The sequence below is a fragment of the Pseudomonas sp. G7(2022) genome (assembly GCF_052660475.1).
On sequence record NZ_CP109659.1, the window covers coordinates 916,939 to 933,352 of the forward strand.

Below are 16,414 nucleotides of genomic sequence, written 5' to 3' on the forward strand. Positions count from 1 at the left end.
AGACCAGTGCTAGGTTTAGCCCACCGCCCGTGTAGCTCAGTCGGTAGAGCAGCGCACTCGTAACGCGAAGGTCGCAGGTTCGATTCCTGTCTCGGGCACCACTTCCCCTTATTTCACCTTGCGGCTCAACTCCTCGACGGTCCGCTTGAGCTGATCCATCGCGCGATCCTGATCGTTGAGCTTCTGCTTCAGGCTGGAGATTTCGCTGTTGCTTGAGCTGGAGCTGGAGCCACTGTTGCGCTTGAGGTCTTCGACCTGACGGCCGAGCGTATCGAGCTGGCGCTCCTGTTCCTTGACCTTGCTCTTCAGATCATCAATCTCTCTGCCGCTGGAACTCGACCTGGAACCGCTGCTGCGTTTGAGCTCTTCGATCTGACGCGACTGATCGTTGACGGTGTCGCGCATCTTTTTCAGTTCATCGACACCGATACCGCTCTTGATTACCACGTCTTTGCCGAAATCGTTGTGAATAGCGGAGATCTCGTCGCCATAGGAAGGGCTGCTGCCACTGAGTTCAACTGCCATTGCACTGGTCAGAGGGGCGAGGGTGCCCAAGAGGACAGTCAAAGCGGTGGCGGACACAACAGAAGAAATCTTCGAAAAGCTGCGCATCACTGGGTTTCCTTGTGAACAGCGAAGGTGAGTGCCGATGTGGCACATGGCTATGACTTGGAAAGGCGATTTATGTTCCCCCGGTCAACTTTTTGTGGGAGAGATGTAAAGACCCGTGTAATTCGCTCGCCAAACGTCCTATATTCGCTGTCTGCATGAGCATCGCCCAGCAGTTTTCAGATGATCCCGAATGGTTCCGAAGGCCGGACAATCCGCGTCAGAGAGATCCTTGATGATCCACATCCATCTTCCATTCTTACGATCAGCGAGAACGCCATGACCGAGTTAACTCAAGAGCAACGCCACGAACAAGCGCTGGAAAAGTACAAGCTTGATGCGCCTGAGCTGATGGACGAGATCAAGGATCTCAGTCCCGATGATCAGAAGGACCAGATTCAGTGGGCGTTCGAAGACGAAGCCGAAGCCCAGGGCCTGCAACCTTGGGAGTTGACCCTCAAGTACACCAGCACGCCTGAGGAGTTCGAGGCCAAACGCCTGGAACTGCACAAGGAAGCGGCCGAAGTGTTGGGCGTCGAGTGGGATGAATATTGCGAGATGAACAATCTGGTGGTCTGAAACAAAAACGCCAGCCTCGAAAGGGCTGGCGTTTTTTATTGCGCGCTCGAATCAGAGGCTCAGGCGCATCGACAGGTCGACGGCCTTCACGTCCTTGGTCATCGCACCTATCGAGATGTAATCCACCCCGGTCTGTGCAATCGGCAACAGCGTGCTTTCGTTGATGCCGCCGCTGGCTTCCAGTTTCGCCTTGCCGCCGTTCAGGCGCACGGCTTCGCGCATGTCGTCCAGGCTCAGTTCGTCGAGCATGATGATGTCGGCGCCGGCCGCCAGGGCCTCCTTCAACTCTTCCAGGCTTTCCACTTCGACTTCCACCGGTTTGCCCGGTGCGATCTTGTGCGCTGCCGCAATGGCCTGAGGAATTCCGCCGCTGGCGGCGATGTGGTTTTCCTTGATCAGGAACGCGTCATAGAGACCGATGCGATGGTTATGGCAACCGCCGCAAGTCACCGCGTATTTCTGTGCCAGACGCAGACCCGGCAGGGTCTTGCGGGTATCGAGCAGTTTCACCCCGGTTTCGCCCACGAAGTCAGCAAGGTATTGCGCGCGGGTGGCCACACCGGACAGCAATTGCAGGAAGTTCAGAGCGCTGCGTTCACCGGTCAGCAGCGAGCGGGCCGGGCCTTCCAGGTGAAACAACGGCTGATTGGGCGAAACCCGTTCGCCATCGCGCACCTGCCAGTGCACCGCGACTCGCGGATCGAGCTGACGGAACACCGTATCGACCCAGGCTGTCCCGCAGATCACGGCGGCGTCACGGGTGATGATGGTGGCTTTGGCCAGGCGTTCGGCCGGGATCAATTGCGCGGTGATGTCGCCGCTGCCGATGTCTTCGAGCAACGCACGGCGCACATTGGCTTCGATTTCGGCGGTCAAATCGGCGAGACGTAGATTCGGCATAACGGGCTCCACAAACTAAGTGGCCCGATTATAGGGGTATGGCACGGGCCAACCCAAGGCGAGAACCGCGTGGCTGCCTGCATCTGGTCGATTCCATGGAGCGAAAGCCGTTGGGCGGCGGTCACTCAAGGGTGCGCCCGTCTAGGGGAAACCCTGACGCCTCTGGCGCCGGAGACAACTTTTGCAAGATAATCCGCCTTGCATTTGACGCCATGTCTTTGACGTCGGCAAATCACCGTTTCAGGAGGCTTGGATGCACAACGACGGGAACGTAGTGCCTTTGCACAAGGCTGCTACCGATCAGGCGAACCACTCGCCGCTCGCCCGCCTGCCTGTGATTCTGCTTCAGGTTCGCGACAAGGCTGCACAACGCCTGCGCAACGGCCTGCAGGAACTGTTCGATAACGCCGACGACACTCTGTTCGAAATGGCCGACCGGGCGCGCAACGACGTCGAGCAGAACATCTTTTTCGAAGCCATGCGCGACCTGCGCCTCAAGCGCAAGAACATCGAGCGCGGCTTTCTCGAGCAATACTTCGAGGCCTTTGTCGGTCTCATTCAATCGGATCCTGCCCAAAACGTCGTTTCGCATGCATTGCAGTACGAAGACGCCACGCCGCGTACCGACGACATGGAGCGCAACGTAGCCATCGAGACCATGGTGGGTCGGGTGCTCAACCGCGACGGTCTTGCACTCGATCAGTTGACCGCTCGGCTCAATGCATTGCTGGGTAAATCCCTCGATGATCGCCACAACCCGCTGGGGCCGGCGATGCTCTGTGAGTATTTCCTCCAGGCCGGGCGCAATCTGGGGGTGGAGATCAAGGTCAAGCTGATTCTGCTCAAACTGTTCGAGCGCTATGTACTGGCTGATACCGCTCAGTTGTTCGCCGAAGCCAATCAACTGCTGGTGGCTACCGGTGTGTTGCCCGAACTGAAACCGGCCCCTTCGCGCCGGGTCGGGGATCATGCTGTGGCCAGCGTGGACGGCGAGTTTGACGATCTCGATCAGGCGCCAGCGGACGCCGGTGTACAGGAGGTTTTTGCCGCACTTCAGGAACTGTTGTCACACCTGCGCGGCAGTGTGGCGCCGACTCTGGAGCCCAGCGCGGCGACCCTGCCGATTTCCACCCGCGATCTGTTGCGCCTGCTGTCGCACTTGCAGCAATACGTGCCGGCGCTGGCGGGGCAGGAAGACTTCGACCTGCGCAACCAGCTTGAACAACTGCTGACCCGGGTCAGTGTGAAAAGCGGCAAATCCCGGGTCGTCGGAGAGGCCGACGAGGATGTGATCAACCTCGTCGCCATGGTCTTCGACTGCATTCTCGACGATCGCAATCTGCCGGACTCCCTCAAGGCGTTGATCGCCCGGCTGCAGATTCCCATGTTGAAAGTCGCAGTGATCGACAAGAGCTTTTTCAGCCGCAGCAGTCATCCGGCACGCCGCCTGCTCAATGAAATCGCCGAAGCGGCCATGGGCTGGGGCGAGTGCGACGGCGATGCACGGGGCAGCCTGTACTTGCGGATCGAGCAAGTGGTACAGCGGCTGCTGACGGATTTCGTTGATGACCCGGCGATCTTCTCCGAACTGCTGGCGGACTTCCTAACGTTCACCAGCGATGAACGTCGCCGCAGTGAACTGCTTGAGCAACGCCTGCGCGACGCTGAAGAGGGTCGGGCGAAAACCGAGCTGGCGCGTGTCTGCGTCGAACAAGCGATGACCCGGGCGCTGCTGGGCAAAGTCCTGCCACCGTCGGTGGTAGCCTTCGTGCAGACTGCCTGGAGCAAAGTGTTGCTGCTGACCTGTCTCAAGCACGGCGATCAGTCCGCCGAATGGCAGGCCGATGTGCAGACCATGGAACAATTGATCTGGAGTGTGCAGCGTCACGCCGAGGCTGACGCGGGCCTGCGCTTGCTGACGCTGGTGCCGGGGTTGCTCAAATCGTTGCGTGACGGGTTGAGCAGCTCGGCCTTCGACCCGTTTGCCACCAGCGAGTTTTTCAGTGAGCTGGAGGGGCTGCATGTGCGCTTGCTCGAAACGCCGGCAGTGGATCAGTGCGAATTGCCACCGATGATCGAGGTTTCCCGGGCCATCGTTTTGCAGACCGCTGACGAGGCCGCCCTCACCCTGACCCCGGAGCGCTTGCCGGCCGACGACGCGAGCCTGCGCCAGGTCGATCAGCTGCGTCTGGGCAGCTGGGTGGCGTTCGAGGAGGATGACGAGCACGTCTTGCGCTGCAAACTGGCGGCGATCGTTCAGGCCACTGGCAAGTACGTATTCGTCGATCGCACCGGGATGAAGGTCCAGGAGCGCAACCGGCTCGCCCTGGCCATGGAGTTCCGCCGGGGCACGGTGCGGGCTCTGGACGATACCTTGCTGTTCGACCGCGCGCTGGAGTCGGTGCTCGGCAATCTGCGACGGCTCAATAACGGCAAGTGATCGCGCGTCGGGGGTCGATCGCGGCATACTGGGCGCCAACACAGTCGGCGTTGAAGGAATCGGTATGCAGTTGGATCCCGCAAGCGGGTGGTGTCATGGGGTGCAGGTCTGCCCATCGCCCAACTTCAATGAGCGCCCGGCGGGCGAAGTTTCGCTGTTGGTCATCCACAACATCAGCCTGCCGCCGGCGCAGTTCGCCACCGGTAAGGTGCAGGAATTTTTCCAGAATCGTCTGGATGTCACGGAGCATCCTTACTTTGCCGGGATTGCCGACCTGCGCGTCTCCGCGCATTTCCTGATCGAACGTGACGGCAAGGTCACCCAGTTTGTCTCCTGTCTCGAGCGGGCGTGGCATGCGGGTGTATCGATTTTTGAAGGCCGCGAAACCTGTAACGATTTTTCCGTGGGCATCGAGCTCGAAGGCACTGATGATCTGCCATTTACCGATGCGCAGTATCAGGCCTTGATCACGCTGACCCGTCAGTTGCAAACAGCATTTCCGGCTATCACCGGCGCTCGTATCTGCGGGCACAGCGACATCGCACCCGGGCGCAAGACCGATCCTGGCCCGGCATTCGATTGGGCACGCTACCGCGCAGCCCTGGCACAAGAGGAAGGACAATGAGTTTTCTGGTGTTACTGCTGGCGGTCTGGGTCGAGAAGTTTTCGGCCCTGCGCCATCGGGTTCAACGCGATGGCGGATGGATCCGCGAACTGCACAAGCTTGAAAGCGGCAATCTGGCAAAACGGCCATGGCTGGTGCTGGTCATTCTGGTGTTGTTGCCGGTGGCCTTGCTGGGGCTGCTGCTGTTGGTGCTGGAGCCGGTTGCCTATGGCCTGTTGGCCCTGCCGGTGCATTTGCTGGTGGTGATTTACAGCCTGGGGCGGGGAGATCTGCTCGGCGGTCTTGGACCGTTCCGTGACGCCTGGCGCCGTGAGGATCTGCAAGCCGCTGCACATGTGGCCAAGCGCGATCTGGATATCTGCGCCGAGAGCGGCGAGCAACTGCTGGAGCAGGTACAGCAGCATCTGTTGTGGCAGGCGTACCAGAGTTTTTTCGCAGTGATTTTCTGGTACTTCCTGCTCGGTCCGGTCGCCGCCCTGAGCTATCGCCTGCTGGCCCTGGCAGAAGAGAACGCGCAGAACCCGGCGCTGGCCGAGCGGGCAGGGCAATTGCGGCACGCCTTCGACTGGGTGCCGGTGCGCCTGTTGGCGGCAAGTCTCGCGCTGGTCGGCAACTTTGTCGCGGTCAGCCGGATCATGCTGCATGAGCTGTTGAACTGGAACATCAGCGCCGCGCAACTGATCAACAAGGTCGGCCTGGCCGCCGGAGAGATTCCGCCTGCCGTCGTCGGCCCGGAAGGCATCAACACCCTCGATTGCCTGTGGGAGCTGCTGCTGCGTGCTGCGGTGTTGTGGTACGCCGGGTTTGCCCTGTGGACCGTCCTGATCCACTGATGCCTGCCTGAAGATCAATATGTCGCCCGAACGCAGCCCGCGTCCGGGCGATCCTTTGCCGTTAACCTTAAGTTACAAAACCTCCCTTCGATTTGAGCTATACAGAGATAGCGCCCGATAGTGGCTATCTGCTGTCGCCCCGCGCCTGCCAATAAAAACAAGAAAAAACCAAGGGAGACTTCCAGTGAAGAGCTTGCTCTATCCCGCCGTCTCGCTGATGAACCGTCTGAGCTTCGGCATGAAGTTCAGCCTGATCAGCGTGCTGTTCCTGGTACCGATGCTGGTGACCAATTTCTATCTGGTTCGCGATTCCTATCGCGAATTCCAGGGCACCCGGGTGGAGTTGCAAAGCCTCGACCTGCTGGGCAGCAGCCTGACCCTGCGTCGGGATCTGGAAACCCTCAATAACCTGGTGCAGATCAACGTCACCCTTGGCCAGTCGGGCAAGGCCGGCAATGTCGAGTCGCAAATCACCGGTCTGGAGCAAAGCGTCCTGACGCGCCTGCAGGGGCTCGCGGCCATGACCGACGACCCCGAGCAAATCAAGGTCTTCGATGCCAAGCGCGATGAAATGATTGCCGCGTTCAAGGCCCAGCAAGCTGAAAACTCCCTGCAAAGCAAAAGCGCGCTGATCGGCAAGCTGCTGGGCAGTGCACAGATCTTCAGCCAGATCATCGCCAGCCAGGCCGGCCTGAGCCGCGACACTCAGAGCGACATCCGCCAACTCAGCGAGCTGGTCACAGCCATCACACCAGCCATCACTCAGACCCTCGGCGAAGGCCGGGCCATGGGCTCCTTCTCGTTGGGGCAGGGGTTTCTCAACAGTTCCTCCAGCACTCGGTTCGATGAACTGCTGGCGCAGATCGAAAAGCTTCAGGGCGAATACGGGCTGAAACTGCAGGACGCGCTGGGTTCGAGCAAGGCTGCGCGTGACTCGCTGAGCCCCGCGGCCGATGCCAGCAAGGCGTCGCTGAAACAGGCCAGCGAAGTGTTTGAAGAACAAGTGGTGGTGGCCGAGACACTCGATGCCCCATGGCAGGCTTTCTACGATCAGATCACCGGGCTGATGGATCGCACCTATCAGTTCAACGAAGCCACCCTGAAATTTCTCGATACCCAGTTGCAGCAACGTCTGGCGCAGAACCGTACGCACATGGTGTTGCAAGCCGTGGCGCTGTCGGTGGTATTCGTGCTGATCTTCTACCTCTATGGCGGCTTCTACGCCTCGACCCGCAATACGCTAAAACGTCTTGGCGCGATGATGGACAGAGTCGCGGCCGGGGATATGACGGTCAACTTCGTGGCCCATAGCCGCGATGAACTGGGCGAACTGGGCGAGGTGTTCAATGGCACGGTGCGCAAGATCCATGACTTGATCGAGCGGGTCGGTCATACCGTCGGCGAGGTCGAGCGTCAGGCCGGGCAAGTGGAAAACGTTTCGGCGCAAAGCAATCAGGCGGTGGCCGGACAGCGCAGCCAGATCGAGCAGGTGGCCACGGCCATGAACCAGATGTCGGCGACCTCGCAGGAAGTGGCACGCAGTGCGGCGGCTGCAGTGAGCAGCGCCCACAGCGTCAACGACGAAACCATCAACGGACGTGGTCTGGTGGAGTCGCAGCAGGGCAGCATCGCGGCACTGGCCAGTGAGATCGATCAGTCGGTGCGGGTGATCAATCAGTTGGCCAGCGACAGTCAGTCGATCAGCCGGGTGCTGGAGGTGATCAAGAGCATCGCCGAGCAGACCAATCTGCTGGCCCTCAACGCGGCGATCGAAGCGGCGCGGGCCGGTGAGCAGGGCCGGGGTTTTGCGGTGGTGGCGGACGAAGTACGGACGCTGGCCAAACGCACTCAGCAATCGACCGAAGAAATCGAGCAGATGATCGCCAGGCTTCACGGCGGAGTCGGCGCAGCAGTGAAGGCCATGGGTGTCAGTCATTCGATGGCCAACGGTACGGTCGGACAGTCGGAAAAGGTCCAGCAGGCGCTGGAAAACATCCTCGGTGCGGTAGGAATGATCGTCGACCAGAACCAGCAGATCGCCGCAGCCGTAGAGCAGCAGACCGCTGTGGCCCATGACATCGACCAGAACATTGTCGAGATCAACCGCGCCGGTGAACGCACGGCCGAAGGGGCCTGTCAGACCGAAAACGCCAGTCGCGCCCTGTCGGCTCAGGTGGTTGAGTTGAAGCAGTTGATCAGCGCCTTCCGGGTTTAATCAGCCTGCCTCTCGCGAGGCAGGTTTGTCGGAATAATTTGTAGTACTTCTTTGCTTACATTTGTAAGCAATTTCCTGATTTCCTCCGTGCCCTGATTTTTCGTCTTCAATGGATCAAGATCACACCAACTGACCGTTTGGAGGAGGCCACACATGTCTGTTGCAACCCTGGGAGTCCAGGGCCGCTGTGCCCATTGCCAGACCACGTTGCTGCTCAAACCCTGGCAACTCAATGCCATCGCGATCAATGAACCGTTCACCTGTGCTCACTGCGAGAAAGCCCTGGAGCTGCGCTGCCCGAAACAGATCAGACGTTTCAGATCCCTCGATTCGCTGGGCTGGTTGCGCTTCAGTGCTTCGTTGACGGTGTGTACTGCGTTGCTGGTGGCGCTGGTGATGGAATGGATCGGGCTGCTCAACGTGACCGAGCAGTTGAATGCTTCACTGATCGTGGTTTTCGTCTACTTCGCGCTGATGCGTTTTGTTCACCATCGCCAGCATATGACCCTGACGCTCGACGCGGTGAAGGCCCACGGCGAATGACTACCAGCCGAACACTTCGCGGCAGTTGGCGGTGCTGGCCTCGGCAAGTTGTTCTGCGCTGATACTCATCAATCCCGCAAGCGCGTTGCAGATCGCCGGCAGATGCGCCGGTGTGTTGCGCAGGCCAGGGTACATGGCGGGTGCCATGTCCGGTGAGTCGGTTTCCAGCACCACCGAGCCCAGCGGTAAATCCGCCAGTACTCGATGCATACGCAAGGCCTGAGGCCAGGTCGGCGCGCCGCCGAGACCCAGTCTGAAACCGAGTTTGATGTATTCCCGCGCCTCTTCACGGCTGCCGGCGAAAGCGTGGATGATGCCGGCGCGTTTGAGTTTGAATCGCTTGAGCGTGGCAATCACCGCCGCATGGCTGCGCCGCACGTGGATCAACGCCGGTAACTCGAAATCCGCCGCCAACTGCAGTTGCGCGTCGAACAGTGCTTGCTGGCGTTCGCGGTCTAGGGTTTCGATGAAGTAATCCAGTCCGATTTCGCCGACGGCGCACAGCTGTCGATGACCGCGCAGCCGTGTCAGCCAATCGCCCAGCGCAAGCAAGTCTTGCGGCCGATGCTGATCCAGATACACCGGGTGCAGTCCGAAAGCCGCGTACAGGTCGGGATCGCTTTGCACCAGATCCCACACCCGCTGCCAGTTGCCTTCGCAGACTCCCAGCACCACCATCCGCCGCACGCCGAGGGCACGGCTCTCGGCCAGCAACGCCGCTCGGTCGGCGTCGAAGTCGGGAAAGTCCAGATGGGTGTGGCTGTCGATCAGCTCCACGGTTCAGTCCCGGTGAATACGCTGCTTGAAGGTACGGGCGATGGCCTGCACGCCAGGCTGGTAATCCGATTGCTCGACCGCTGCCAGCGCCAGTGCCAGGGCCTTGTCGGCGATCAACTGGTGCTGCTGGGCCATGGCGTTGACCGGCAGCGGCAGGAAGTCCAGCAATTGGGTGTCGCCAAATGTGCCGAGGCGCAGCGGGCGGGATTTGAGCGGGAAGTCATGCAACGCGTCGAACACACCCTGCAACAGCACGTAGGACGTGGTCACCAGCGCATCCGGCAAATGCCCGAGACGTTGCAGGAGTTCTTCCATCAATTGCTTGCCGCATTCGCGGCTGAAGGACTCGGCGTGCTCGATCAGCACTTCGCCCTTGAATCCGGCGAGGGCCTGTTTAAAGCCGGCGGCACGTTCCTGGCTGATGCTCAGTTCCGGGCGGGCACCCAGCAGCACGATCTGTTTCGGTTGCGGGTCGAGCAGGCTTTCGGTCAGGTGCAGGCTGGCCTCGCGGTCGTCGCTGACCACCGAGCAGAAATGCTCGGGGTCCATCACTCGGTCGATGGCGATGACCGGCAAACCCTTGGCCTGCAACTGGCGGTAGCTGTCATCACCGGCCGGCAGGCAACTGGCGACGATCAGCGCATCGCAACGCCGGGCGCGGAACAGTTGCAGCAGTTGCCGCTCGCTGTCCGGTGCATCGTCGGAACTGGCGATCAGCAACTGATAACCGCGAGCCCGGGCACCTTGTTCCAACAGCTTGGCGATCCGCGCGTAACTGGGGTTTTCCAGATCCGGCAGGATAAAACCCAGGGTCCGGGTATGCCGGCTGCGCAGCCCGGCCGCCTGTGGATTGGGCGTAAAGCCGTGCTGATCGACCACCGCCCGCACCCGCTCGACAGTCGCGGTGCTGATGCGTTGCTGTTCGGCCTTGCCGTTGATGACGTAGCTGGCGGTGGTCACGGACACTCCGGCCAACCGCGCGATATCACTGAGTTTCAACCCGGGATTTCCTTGTTTTTTCGAGCTTGCCGCGACATTTTCGCCAATCCTACCCGATTCAGGCAGGCGACCATTGTCTCAGCGCATCCGACAAGTTGGACTTCAAGGATGGGACATTATCGAGTAACGTGCCGATCAATCTAGATTAAACGTTTCAGCAAGCGTATTTTCTACGTTTTAGACGCCTTTGGCCGGTTCTGCCGTGAAACCGCCAAAACTGCCTCCTGAAAGGGAAGCCTACAAGCGCCTAAGCTGCAACCATTCAAAACAATACCTGGCGCATCAACGCGTCAAAAAGGAGATCGCATGCTCGAGCTCACTGTAGAGCAGATATCCATGGGCCAGTCGGCTGTGGATAAACCCGCCGCTTTGCAATTGCTGGCCAGTCATCTGGTCGCCGATGGCCTCGTCGCCGATGGATACCTCGCCGGCCTGCAGGCCCGGGAGGCTCAGGGCTCGACCTTCCTCGGTCAAGGCATTGCGATTCCCCACGGCACGCCCGAAACCCGTGACCAGGTGTTCGCGACCGGCGTGCGCTTGATGCAGTTTCCCGACGGCGTGGATTGGGGCGACGGCCAGATCGTCTATCTGGCCATCGGCATCGCGGCCAAATCCGACGAACACCTGCGCCTGCTGCAACTGCTGACCCGCGCCCTCGGCGAGACCGATCTGGGCCAGGCGCTGCGCCGTGCCAGTTCGCCCGAAGCGCTGCTGAAACTGCTGCAAGGCGCGCCACAGGAGCTGGCGCTGGATGCACAGATGATCGGCCTCGGGGTCTCTGCCGACGATTTCGAAGAGCTGGTCTGGCGCGGTGCGCGTCTGCTGCGTCAGGCCGATTGCGTGAGCAACGGTTTTGCCGGGGTGTTGCAGCAAGTCGAAGCGCTGCCGCTGGGCGATGGCCTGTGGTGGCTGCACAGCGAACAGACCGTGAAGCGTCCAGGTTTGGCATTCGTCACGCCGGACAAACCAATGCGTTACCTCGGTCAGCCGCTCAGCGGTCTGTTCTGTCTGGCCAGCCTCGGTGAAGCGCATCAGGCGTTGCTCGAGCGGTTGTGCGCGTTGCTGATCGAAGGTCGCGGTCATGAACTGGGCCGCGCCACCAGCAGCCGTAAAGTCCTCGAAGTGCTCGGCGGCGAGTTGCCGGCCGACTGGCCAAATGCGCGGATTGCACTGGCCAACGCTCATGGTCTGCACGCGCGGCCGGCGAAGATTCTGGCGCAACTGGCCAAGAGCTTTGACGGTGAAATTCGTGTGCGCATCGTCGATGGTCAGGACAGCGCCGTATCGGTGAAGAGCTTGAGCAAGCTGTTGAGCCTTGGTGCCCGTCGTGGCCAGGTGCTGGAAATCATCGCCGAGCCGAGTATCGCCGCCGATGCGTTGCCGGCGTTGTTGGCGGCGATCGAGGAAGGCCTCGGTGAAGAAGTCGAACCGCTGCCGGCCGTCAGCCAACAACCCGAAGTGATCACCGACATAGCTGAAGTCATCATCGCCCCGGCCTCCGGCAGCTTGCTGCAAGCGATTCCCGCCGCCCCCGGCATCGCCATCGGCCCGGCGCACATTCAGGTCCAGCAAGCCATCGATTACCCGTTGCGCGGCGAGTCCGCCGCCATCGAGCGCGAGCGTCTCAAGCAGGCGCTGGCCGACGTGCGTCAGGATATTCAAGGCCTGATCGAACGCAGCAAGGCCAAGGCGATTCGCGAGATTTTCATCACCCACCAGGAAATGCTCGACGACCCGGAACTCACCGACGAAGTCGACACCCGCCTCAAGCAGGGCGAAAGCGCCGAAGCGGCGTGGATGGCTGTGATCGAGGCCGCCGCGAAACAGCAGGAAGCGTTGCAGGACGCGTTGCTCGCCGAACGTGCTGCCGACCTGCGTGATATCGGGCGCCGGGTGCTGGCGCAACTGTGCGGCGTGCAGACGCCCGCCGAGCCCGAGCAACCGTACATTCTGGTGATGGATGAAGTCGGCCCGTCCGACGTGGCGCGTCTTGATCCGGCGCGGGTCGCGGGGATTCTCACCGCCCGTGGTGGCGCCACCGCTCACAGCGCCATCGTGGCCCGCGCGCTGGGGATTCCGGCGCTGGTCGGTGCGGGCGCTGCGGTGTTGCTGCTGAAACCGGGCACGCCGTTGCTGCTCGACGGCCAGCGCGGTCGCCTGCATGTGGACGCGGATGCCGCGACCCTGCAACGCGCCAGCGAAGAGCGCGACACCCGCGAACAACGTCTGAAAGCCGCCGCCGAACAACGTCATCAACCGGCGCACACCACCGACGGCCACGCCGTGGAAGTGTTCGCCAACATCGGTGAAAGCGCCGGTGTGATCAGCGCGGTGGAGCAGGGCGCCGAAGGTATCGGTTTGCTGCGCACCGAGCTGATTTTCATGGCCCACCCGCAGGCGCCGGACGAGGCGACTCAGGAAGCCGAATACCGCCGTGTCCTTGATGGTCTCGCCGGTCGGCCGCTGGTGGTGCGTACCCTCGATGTCGGCGGCGACAAACCGCTGCCGTATTGGCCGATCGCCAAGGAAGAAAACCCGTTCCTCGGCGTACGCGGCATTCGCCTGACTTTGCAGCGTCCGCAAATCATGGAAGCGCAGTTGCGCGCCTTGCTGCGTTCGGCGGACAACCGACCATTGCGGATCATGTTCCCGATGGTCGGCAGCGTCGAAGAGTGGCGTCAGGCCCGCGACATGACCGAACGCCTGCGCCTGGAAATTCCGGTCGCCGACCTGCAACTGGGGATCATGATCGAAGTGCCGTCCGCCGCGTTGCTGGCGCCGGTGCTGGCCAAAGAGGTGGACTTCTTCAGCGTCGGCACCAACGACCTGACCCAATACACCCTGGCCATCGACCGTGGTCATCCGACCCTCTCCGCCCAGGCGGACGGCCTGCACCCGGCGGTGCTGCAACTGATCGACATCACCGTGCGCGCGGCCCATGCCCATGGCAAATGGGTCGGTGTGTGCGGCGAGCTGGCGGCGGATCCGCTGGCGGTGCCGGTACTGGTCGGCCTCGGTGTGGATGAACTGAGTGTGTCCGGGCGCAGCATTGCCGAGGTCAAGGCGCGCATCCGCGAACTCAGCCTGACCCAGGCTCAAACCCTTGCTCAACAAGCCCTGGCCGTGGGCAGCGCCAACGAAGTGCGCGCATTAGTGGAGGCCCTGTAATGGCCAAGATTCTTACCCTGACCCTCAACCCGGCGCTGGACCTGACGGTGCAGCTGCCGCTTCTGGAAGTCGGTCAGGTCAATCGCAGCGACGAGATGCACACCCACGCCGCTGGTAAAGGCGTGAACGTCGCGCAGGTGCTCGCCGATCTCGGTCATCAACTGACGGTCAGCGGTTTTCTCGGTGAAGACAACCTGCAGGCATTCGAAAACCTGTTCGTCAAACGCGGTTTCGTCGACGCTTTCATCCGTGTGCCCGGCGAGACTCGCAGCAACATCAAGGTCGCCGAACAGAACGGCCGTATCACCGACATCAACGGCCCGGGGCCGGTAGTGGACGTGGTGGCACAACAGGCGTTGCTGGATCGTCTGGTGCAGATCGCGCCGGGGCATGACGCAGTGGTGGTGGCCGGCAGCCTGCCGCGCGGAGTCAGTGCGAAATGGTTGCGGGAGTTGATTGAGCGCCTGAAGGGGCTGGGCCTGAAAGTCGCGCTGGACACCAGCGGCGAAGCGTTGCGCACGGCGCTCAAGGCCGGTCCGTGGCTGATCAAGCCGAATGCCGAAGAGCTGGCCGATGCGCTGGGCTGTGAAGTGGTGTCCCACGCGTCACAGGCCGAAGCGGCCGATCGGCTGCACGCTCAGGGCATCGAGCATGTGGTGATTTCCCACGGCGCCGAAGGCGTGAACTGGTTCAGCGTCGGCTCGGCGTTACATGCCACGCCACCGAAGGTCAGCGTCGCCAGCACGGTCGGTGCCGGCGATTCGTTGCTGGCCGGCATGCTGCACGGTCTGCTCAGCGCTGACACGCCGGAACAAACCCTGCGCACGGCCACGGCGATTGCGGCGCAGGCGGTGACCCAGATCGGTTTCGGTATTCATGATGCTGCGCAACTGGCGCGGCTTGAACAGGGCGTGCGCGTGCGTCCCCTGACAGAACAATAAGAGGGTTTGTCATGAAGTTAGCCATTGTCACGGCCTGCCCGAACGGCATGGTCACCAGTGTGCTGTGTGCCCGGCTGCTGGATGCCGCAGCCCAGCGTCAGGGCTGGAGCACCAGCGTCGAAGTGGTGGACGCAGCGCACCCGGAACGAGCGCTTTCGGCGGCCACCATCGAGGCGGCGGAGTGGGTGTTGCTGGTGGCCACCGGCGACATCGACATGACGCGTTTCATCGGCAAACGCGTGTTCCGGATCGCGCCGGCGCAAGCGCTGCAGGATGTCGAAGCGGTGCTGCGTCGCGGTGTCGAAGAGGCCGAAGTTCATGTCGCCAGCGACGTTGCCCCGGCTGCAGTCACGCAGACCGCACCACGCATCGTTGCCGTCACCGCGTGCCCGACCGGTGTCGCGCACACCTTTATGGCCGCCGAAGCCTTGCAGCAAACGGCCAAGCGTCTGGGTTATGAGTTCCAGGTGGAAACCCAGGGTTCGGTAGGGGCGAAAAATCCCTTGAGCGCGACAGCGATTGCCGAGGCCGACGTGGTGCTGCTGGCGGCGGATATCGAAGTCGCTACCGAGCGGTTCGCCGGCAAGAAAATCTATCGCTGCGGTACCGGGATCGCGTTGAAGCAATCCGAAGCCACGCTGAAAAAAGCCCTGGCCGAAGGTGTCGTTGAAAGCGCTGCCGGCGACGGAAAAGTACCGGCCAAACAAGAGAAAACCGGCATCTACAAACACCTGCTGACCGGTGTGTCGTTCATGTTGCCGATGGTGGTGGCGGGCGGTCTGATGATCGCCTTGTCGTTCGTGTTCGGCATCACCGCATTCAAGGAAGAAGGCACGCTGGCGGCGGCATTGATGCAAATCGGTGGCGAGACCGCGTTCAAGTTGATGGTGCCGTTGCTGGCCGGTTACATCGCCTACTCGATTGCCGACCGTCCGGGTCTGGCGCCGGGAATGATCGGCGGCTTGCTGGCGAGCACCCTGGGCGCCGGCTTCATCGGCGGGATCGTCGCCGGATTTATCGCAGGCTACGCGGCCAAGGCGATCAGTCGGTATGTGGCGTTGCCGCAAAGTCTGGAAGCGCTGAAACCGATTCTGATCATCCCGCTGTTCGCCAGTCTGATCACCGGGCTGGTGATGATTTACGTGGTTGGCAAACCGGTGGCGGGGATGCTCGCAGCGCTCACGCATTTTCTCGACAGCATGGGCACCACCAACGCGATCCTGCTCGGTGTGCTGCTGGGCGGGATGATGTGCGTCGACCTCGGAGGGCCGATCAACAAGGCTGCGTATGCGTTCTCGGTGGGGCTGCTGGCGTCGCAGAGTTACGCACCGATGGCCGCGACCATGGCCGCCGGCATGGTGCCGCCGATTGGTCTGGGCATCGCCACGTTCATCGCCCGACGCAAGTTCGCCCAGACCGAACGCGAAGCCGGTAAAGCGGCGCTGGTGCTCGGGTTGTGCTTCATCTCCGAAGGGGCAATTCCGTTTGCCGCAAAAGACCCGTTGCGGGTGATCCCGGCGAGCATTGCCGGCGGTGCGCTGACCGGTGCGCTGTCGATGTATTTCGGCTGCAAGCTGATGGCACCGCACGGTGGTCTGTTCGTGCTGGCGATCCCGAATGCGATCAACCATGCGTTGTTGTATCTGCTGGCCATCGTCGCGGGCAGTTTGCTGACAGCGGTGGTGTATGCGCTGGTCAAGCGGCCGGAGGCTGTGGAACTGGCGCTGGAGCCCGCGAAGGCGTGAGGTGTCACACCCCTTTCATCTAGCGGTGCTTAAGTTTTCC

At 61.5% G+C, this 16,414-nt stretch carries 13 protein-coding genes and 1 tRNA gene; 10 read left to right on the forward strand and 4 right to left on the reverse strand.

The genetic code is table 11. The annotated features are described in order from the left end of the window. The first annotated feature begins 25 nt into the window (after positions 1-25). A tRNA-Thr gene (locus NE357_RS04000) sits at positions 26-101 on the forward strand. Positions 102-108: 7 nt separating this feature from the next. Here the strand turns inward: NE357_RS04000 and NE357_RS04005 are convergent. Next, a complete protein-coding gene (locus tag NE357_RS04005) occupies positions 109-612 on the reverse strand; it encodes a hypothetical protein (protein ID WP_169428810.1) in 504 nt (167 codons plus the stop codon). 276 nt (positions 613-888) lie between these two features. Here NE357_RS04005 and NE357_RS04010 point away from each other — a divergent pair, with 276 nt between their 5' ends. Continuing rightward, positions 889-1,188: a DUF6388 family protein gene (locus NE357_RS04010; protein WP_085685841.1), complete on the forward strand. Its 300-nt coding sequence runs from the start codon at positions 889-891 to the stop codon at positions 1,186-1,188. Between the two features lie 51 nt (positions 1,189-1,239). Here NE357_RS04010 and nadC read toward each other — a convergent pair whose 3' ends face one another. Continuing rightward, positions 1,240-2,088, reverse strand: a complete 849-nt coding sequence (gene nadC, locus NE357_RS04015) for a carboxylating nicotinate-nucleotide diphosphorylase (protein ID WP_169428811.1) — start codon at positions 2,086-2,088, stop codon at positions 1,240-1,242. 253 nt (positions 2,089-2,341) lie between these two features. Between nadC and NE357_RS04020 the strand changes: the two genes are divergently transcribed. The 5 genes from NE357_RS04020 to NE357_RS04040 all read left to right on the forward strand — a co-directional run bounded on the left by NE357_RS04020 (position 2,342) and on the right by NE357_RS04040 (position 8,744). Beyond that, positions 2,342-4,528, forward strand: coding sequence for a DUF1631 domain-containing protein (locus tag NE357_RS04020; protein ID WP_169428812.1), 2,187 nt, complete (start codon positions 2,342-2,344; stop codon positions 4,526-4,528). 64 nt (positions 4,529-4,592) lie between these two features. Continuing rightward, the gene (ampD, locus tag NE357_RS04025) at positions 4,593-5,153 is read left to right on the forward strand and encodes a 1,6-anhydro-N-acetylmuramyl-L-alanine amidase AmpD (protein WP_169428813.1); all 561 of its coding nucleotides are present in this window, start codon (positions 4,593-4,595) and stop codon (positions 5,151-5,153) included. Next, a complete protein-coding gene (gene ampE / locus NE357_RS04030; RefSeq protein WP_169428814.1) occupies positions 5,150-5,986 on the forward strand; it encodes a regulatory signaling modulator protein AmpE in 837 nt (278 codons plus the stop codon). Before ampD ends, ampE begins: the two co-directional genes overlap by 4 nt. Before the next feature lie 1,510 nt (positions 5,987-7,496). Further along, complete coding sequence (locus tag NE357_RS04035; protein ID WP_432760323.1) at positions 7,497-8,201, forward strand: methyl-accepting chemotaxis protein; 705 nt, start codon at positions 7,497-7,499, stop codon at positions 8,199-8,201. 153 nt (positions 8,202-8,354) lie between these two features. Next, positions 8,355-8,744, forward strand: a complete 390-nt coding sequence (locus NE357_RS04040; RefSeq protein WP_169428816.1) for a hypothetical protein — start codon at positions 8,355-8,357, stop codon at positions 8,742-8,744. Here the strand turns inward: NE357_RS04040 and NE357_RS04045 are convergent, their stop codons facing one another. Continuing rightward, on the reverse strand, positions 8,745-9,521 hold the full coding sequence (locus tag NE357_RS04045) for a TatD family hydrolase (protein WP_169428817.1): 777 nt from the start codon (positions 9,519-9,521) through the stop codon (positions 8,745-8,747). A gap of 3 nt (positions 9,522-9,524) precedes the next feature. Further along, on the reverse strand, positions 9,525-10,520 hold the full coding sequence (cra, locus tag NE357_RS04050) for a catabolite repressor/activator (protein WP_169428818.1): 996 nt from the start codon (positions 10,518-10,520) through the stop codon (positions 9,525-9,527). 306 nt (positions 10,521-10,826) lie between these two features. Between cra and ptsP the strand changes: the two genes are divergently transcribed. From ptsP to NE357_RS04065, 3 genes are read left to right on the forward strand one after another with little or no spacing between them, the layout of a single operon-like run. Then, positions 10,827-13,688, forward strand: a complete 2,862-nt coding sequence (gene ptsP, locus NE357_RS04055) for a phosphoenolpyruvate--protein phosphotransferase (RefSeq protein ID WP_169428819.1) — start codon at positions 10,827-10,829, stop codon at positions 13,686-13,688. Next, positions 13,688-14,629 carry a 1-phosphofructokinase gene (pfkB, locus tag NE357_RS04060; RefSeq protein WP_169428820.1) on the forward strand — a complete coding sequence of 314 codons (942 nt, stop codon included), beginning with the start codon at positions 13,688-13,690 and terminating at the stop codon, positions 14,627-14,629. The genes ptsP and pfkB overlap by 1 nt, the downstream gene beginning before the upstream one ends. Before the next feature lie 11 nt (positions 14,630-14,640). Continuing rightward, positions 14,641-16,374, forward strand: coding sequence for a PTS fructose-like transporter subunit IIB (locus tag NE357_RS04065; protein ID WP_169428821.1), 1,734 nt, complete (start codon positions 14,641-14,643; stop codon positions 16,372-16,374). The last annotated feature ends 40 nt before the right edge of the window (positions 16,375-16,414 follow it).

Excerpts from the sequence above, each read along its gene's own strand:
- NE357_RS04065 (WP_169428821.1), top strand. The coding sequence starts at position 14,641 with ATGAAGTTAGCCATTGTCACGGCCTGCCCGAACGGCATGGTCACCAGT.
- nadC (WP_169428811.1), bottom strand. The coding sequence starts at position 2,088 with ATGCCGAATCTACGTCTCGCCGATTTGACCGCCGAAATCGAAGCCAAT.
- ptsP (WP_169428819.1), top strand. The coding sequence starts at position 10,827 with ATGCTCGAGCTCACTGTAGAGCAGATATCCATGGGCCAGTCGGCTGTG.
- NE357_RS04010 (WP_085685841.1), top strand. The coding sequence starts at position 889 with ATGACCGAGTTAACTCAAGAGCAACGCCACGAACAAGCGCTGGAAAAG.
- NE357_RS04005 (WP_169428810.1), bottom strand. The coding sequence starts at position 612 with ATGCGCAGCTTTTCGAAGATTTCTTCTGTTGTGTCCGCCACCGCTTTG.
- ampE (WP_169428814.1), top strand. The coding sequence starts at position 5,150 with ATGAGTTTTCTGGTGTTACTGCTGGCGGTCTGGGTCGAGAAGTTTTCG.
- ampD (WP_169428813.1), top strand. The coding sequence starts at position 4,593 with ATGCAGTTGGATCCCGCAAGCGGGTGGTGTCATGGGGTGCAGGTCTGC.
- NE357_RS04040 (WP_169428816.1), top strand. The coding sequence starts at position 8,355 with ATGTCTGTTGCAACCCTGGGAGTCCAGGGCCGCTGTGCCCATTGCCAG.
- NE357_RS04020 (WP_169428812.1), top strand. The coding sequence starts at position 2,342 with ATGCACAACGACGGGAACGTAGTGCCTTTGCACAAGGCTGCTACCGAT.
- pfkB (WP_169428820.1), top strand. The coding sequence starts at position 13,688 with ATGGCCAAGATTCTTACCCTGACCCTCAACCCGGCGCTGGACCTGACG.
- NE357_RS04035 (WP_432760323.1), top strand. The coding sequence starts at position 7,497 with ATGTCGGCGACCTCGCAGGAAGTGGCACGCAGTGCGGCGGCTGCAGTG.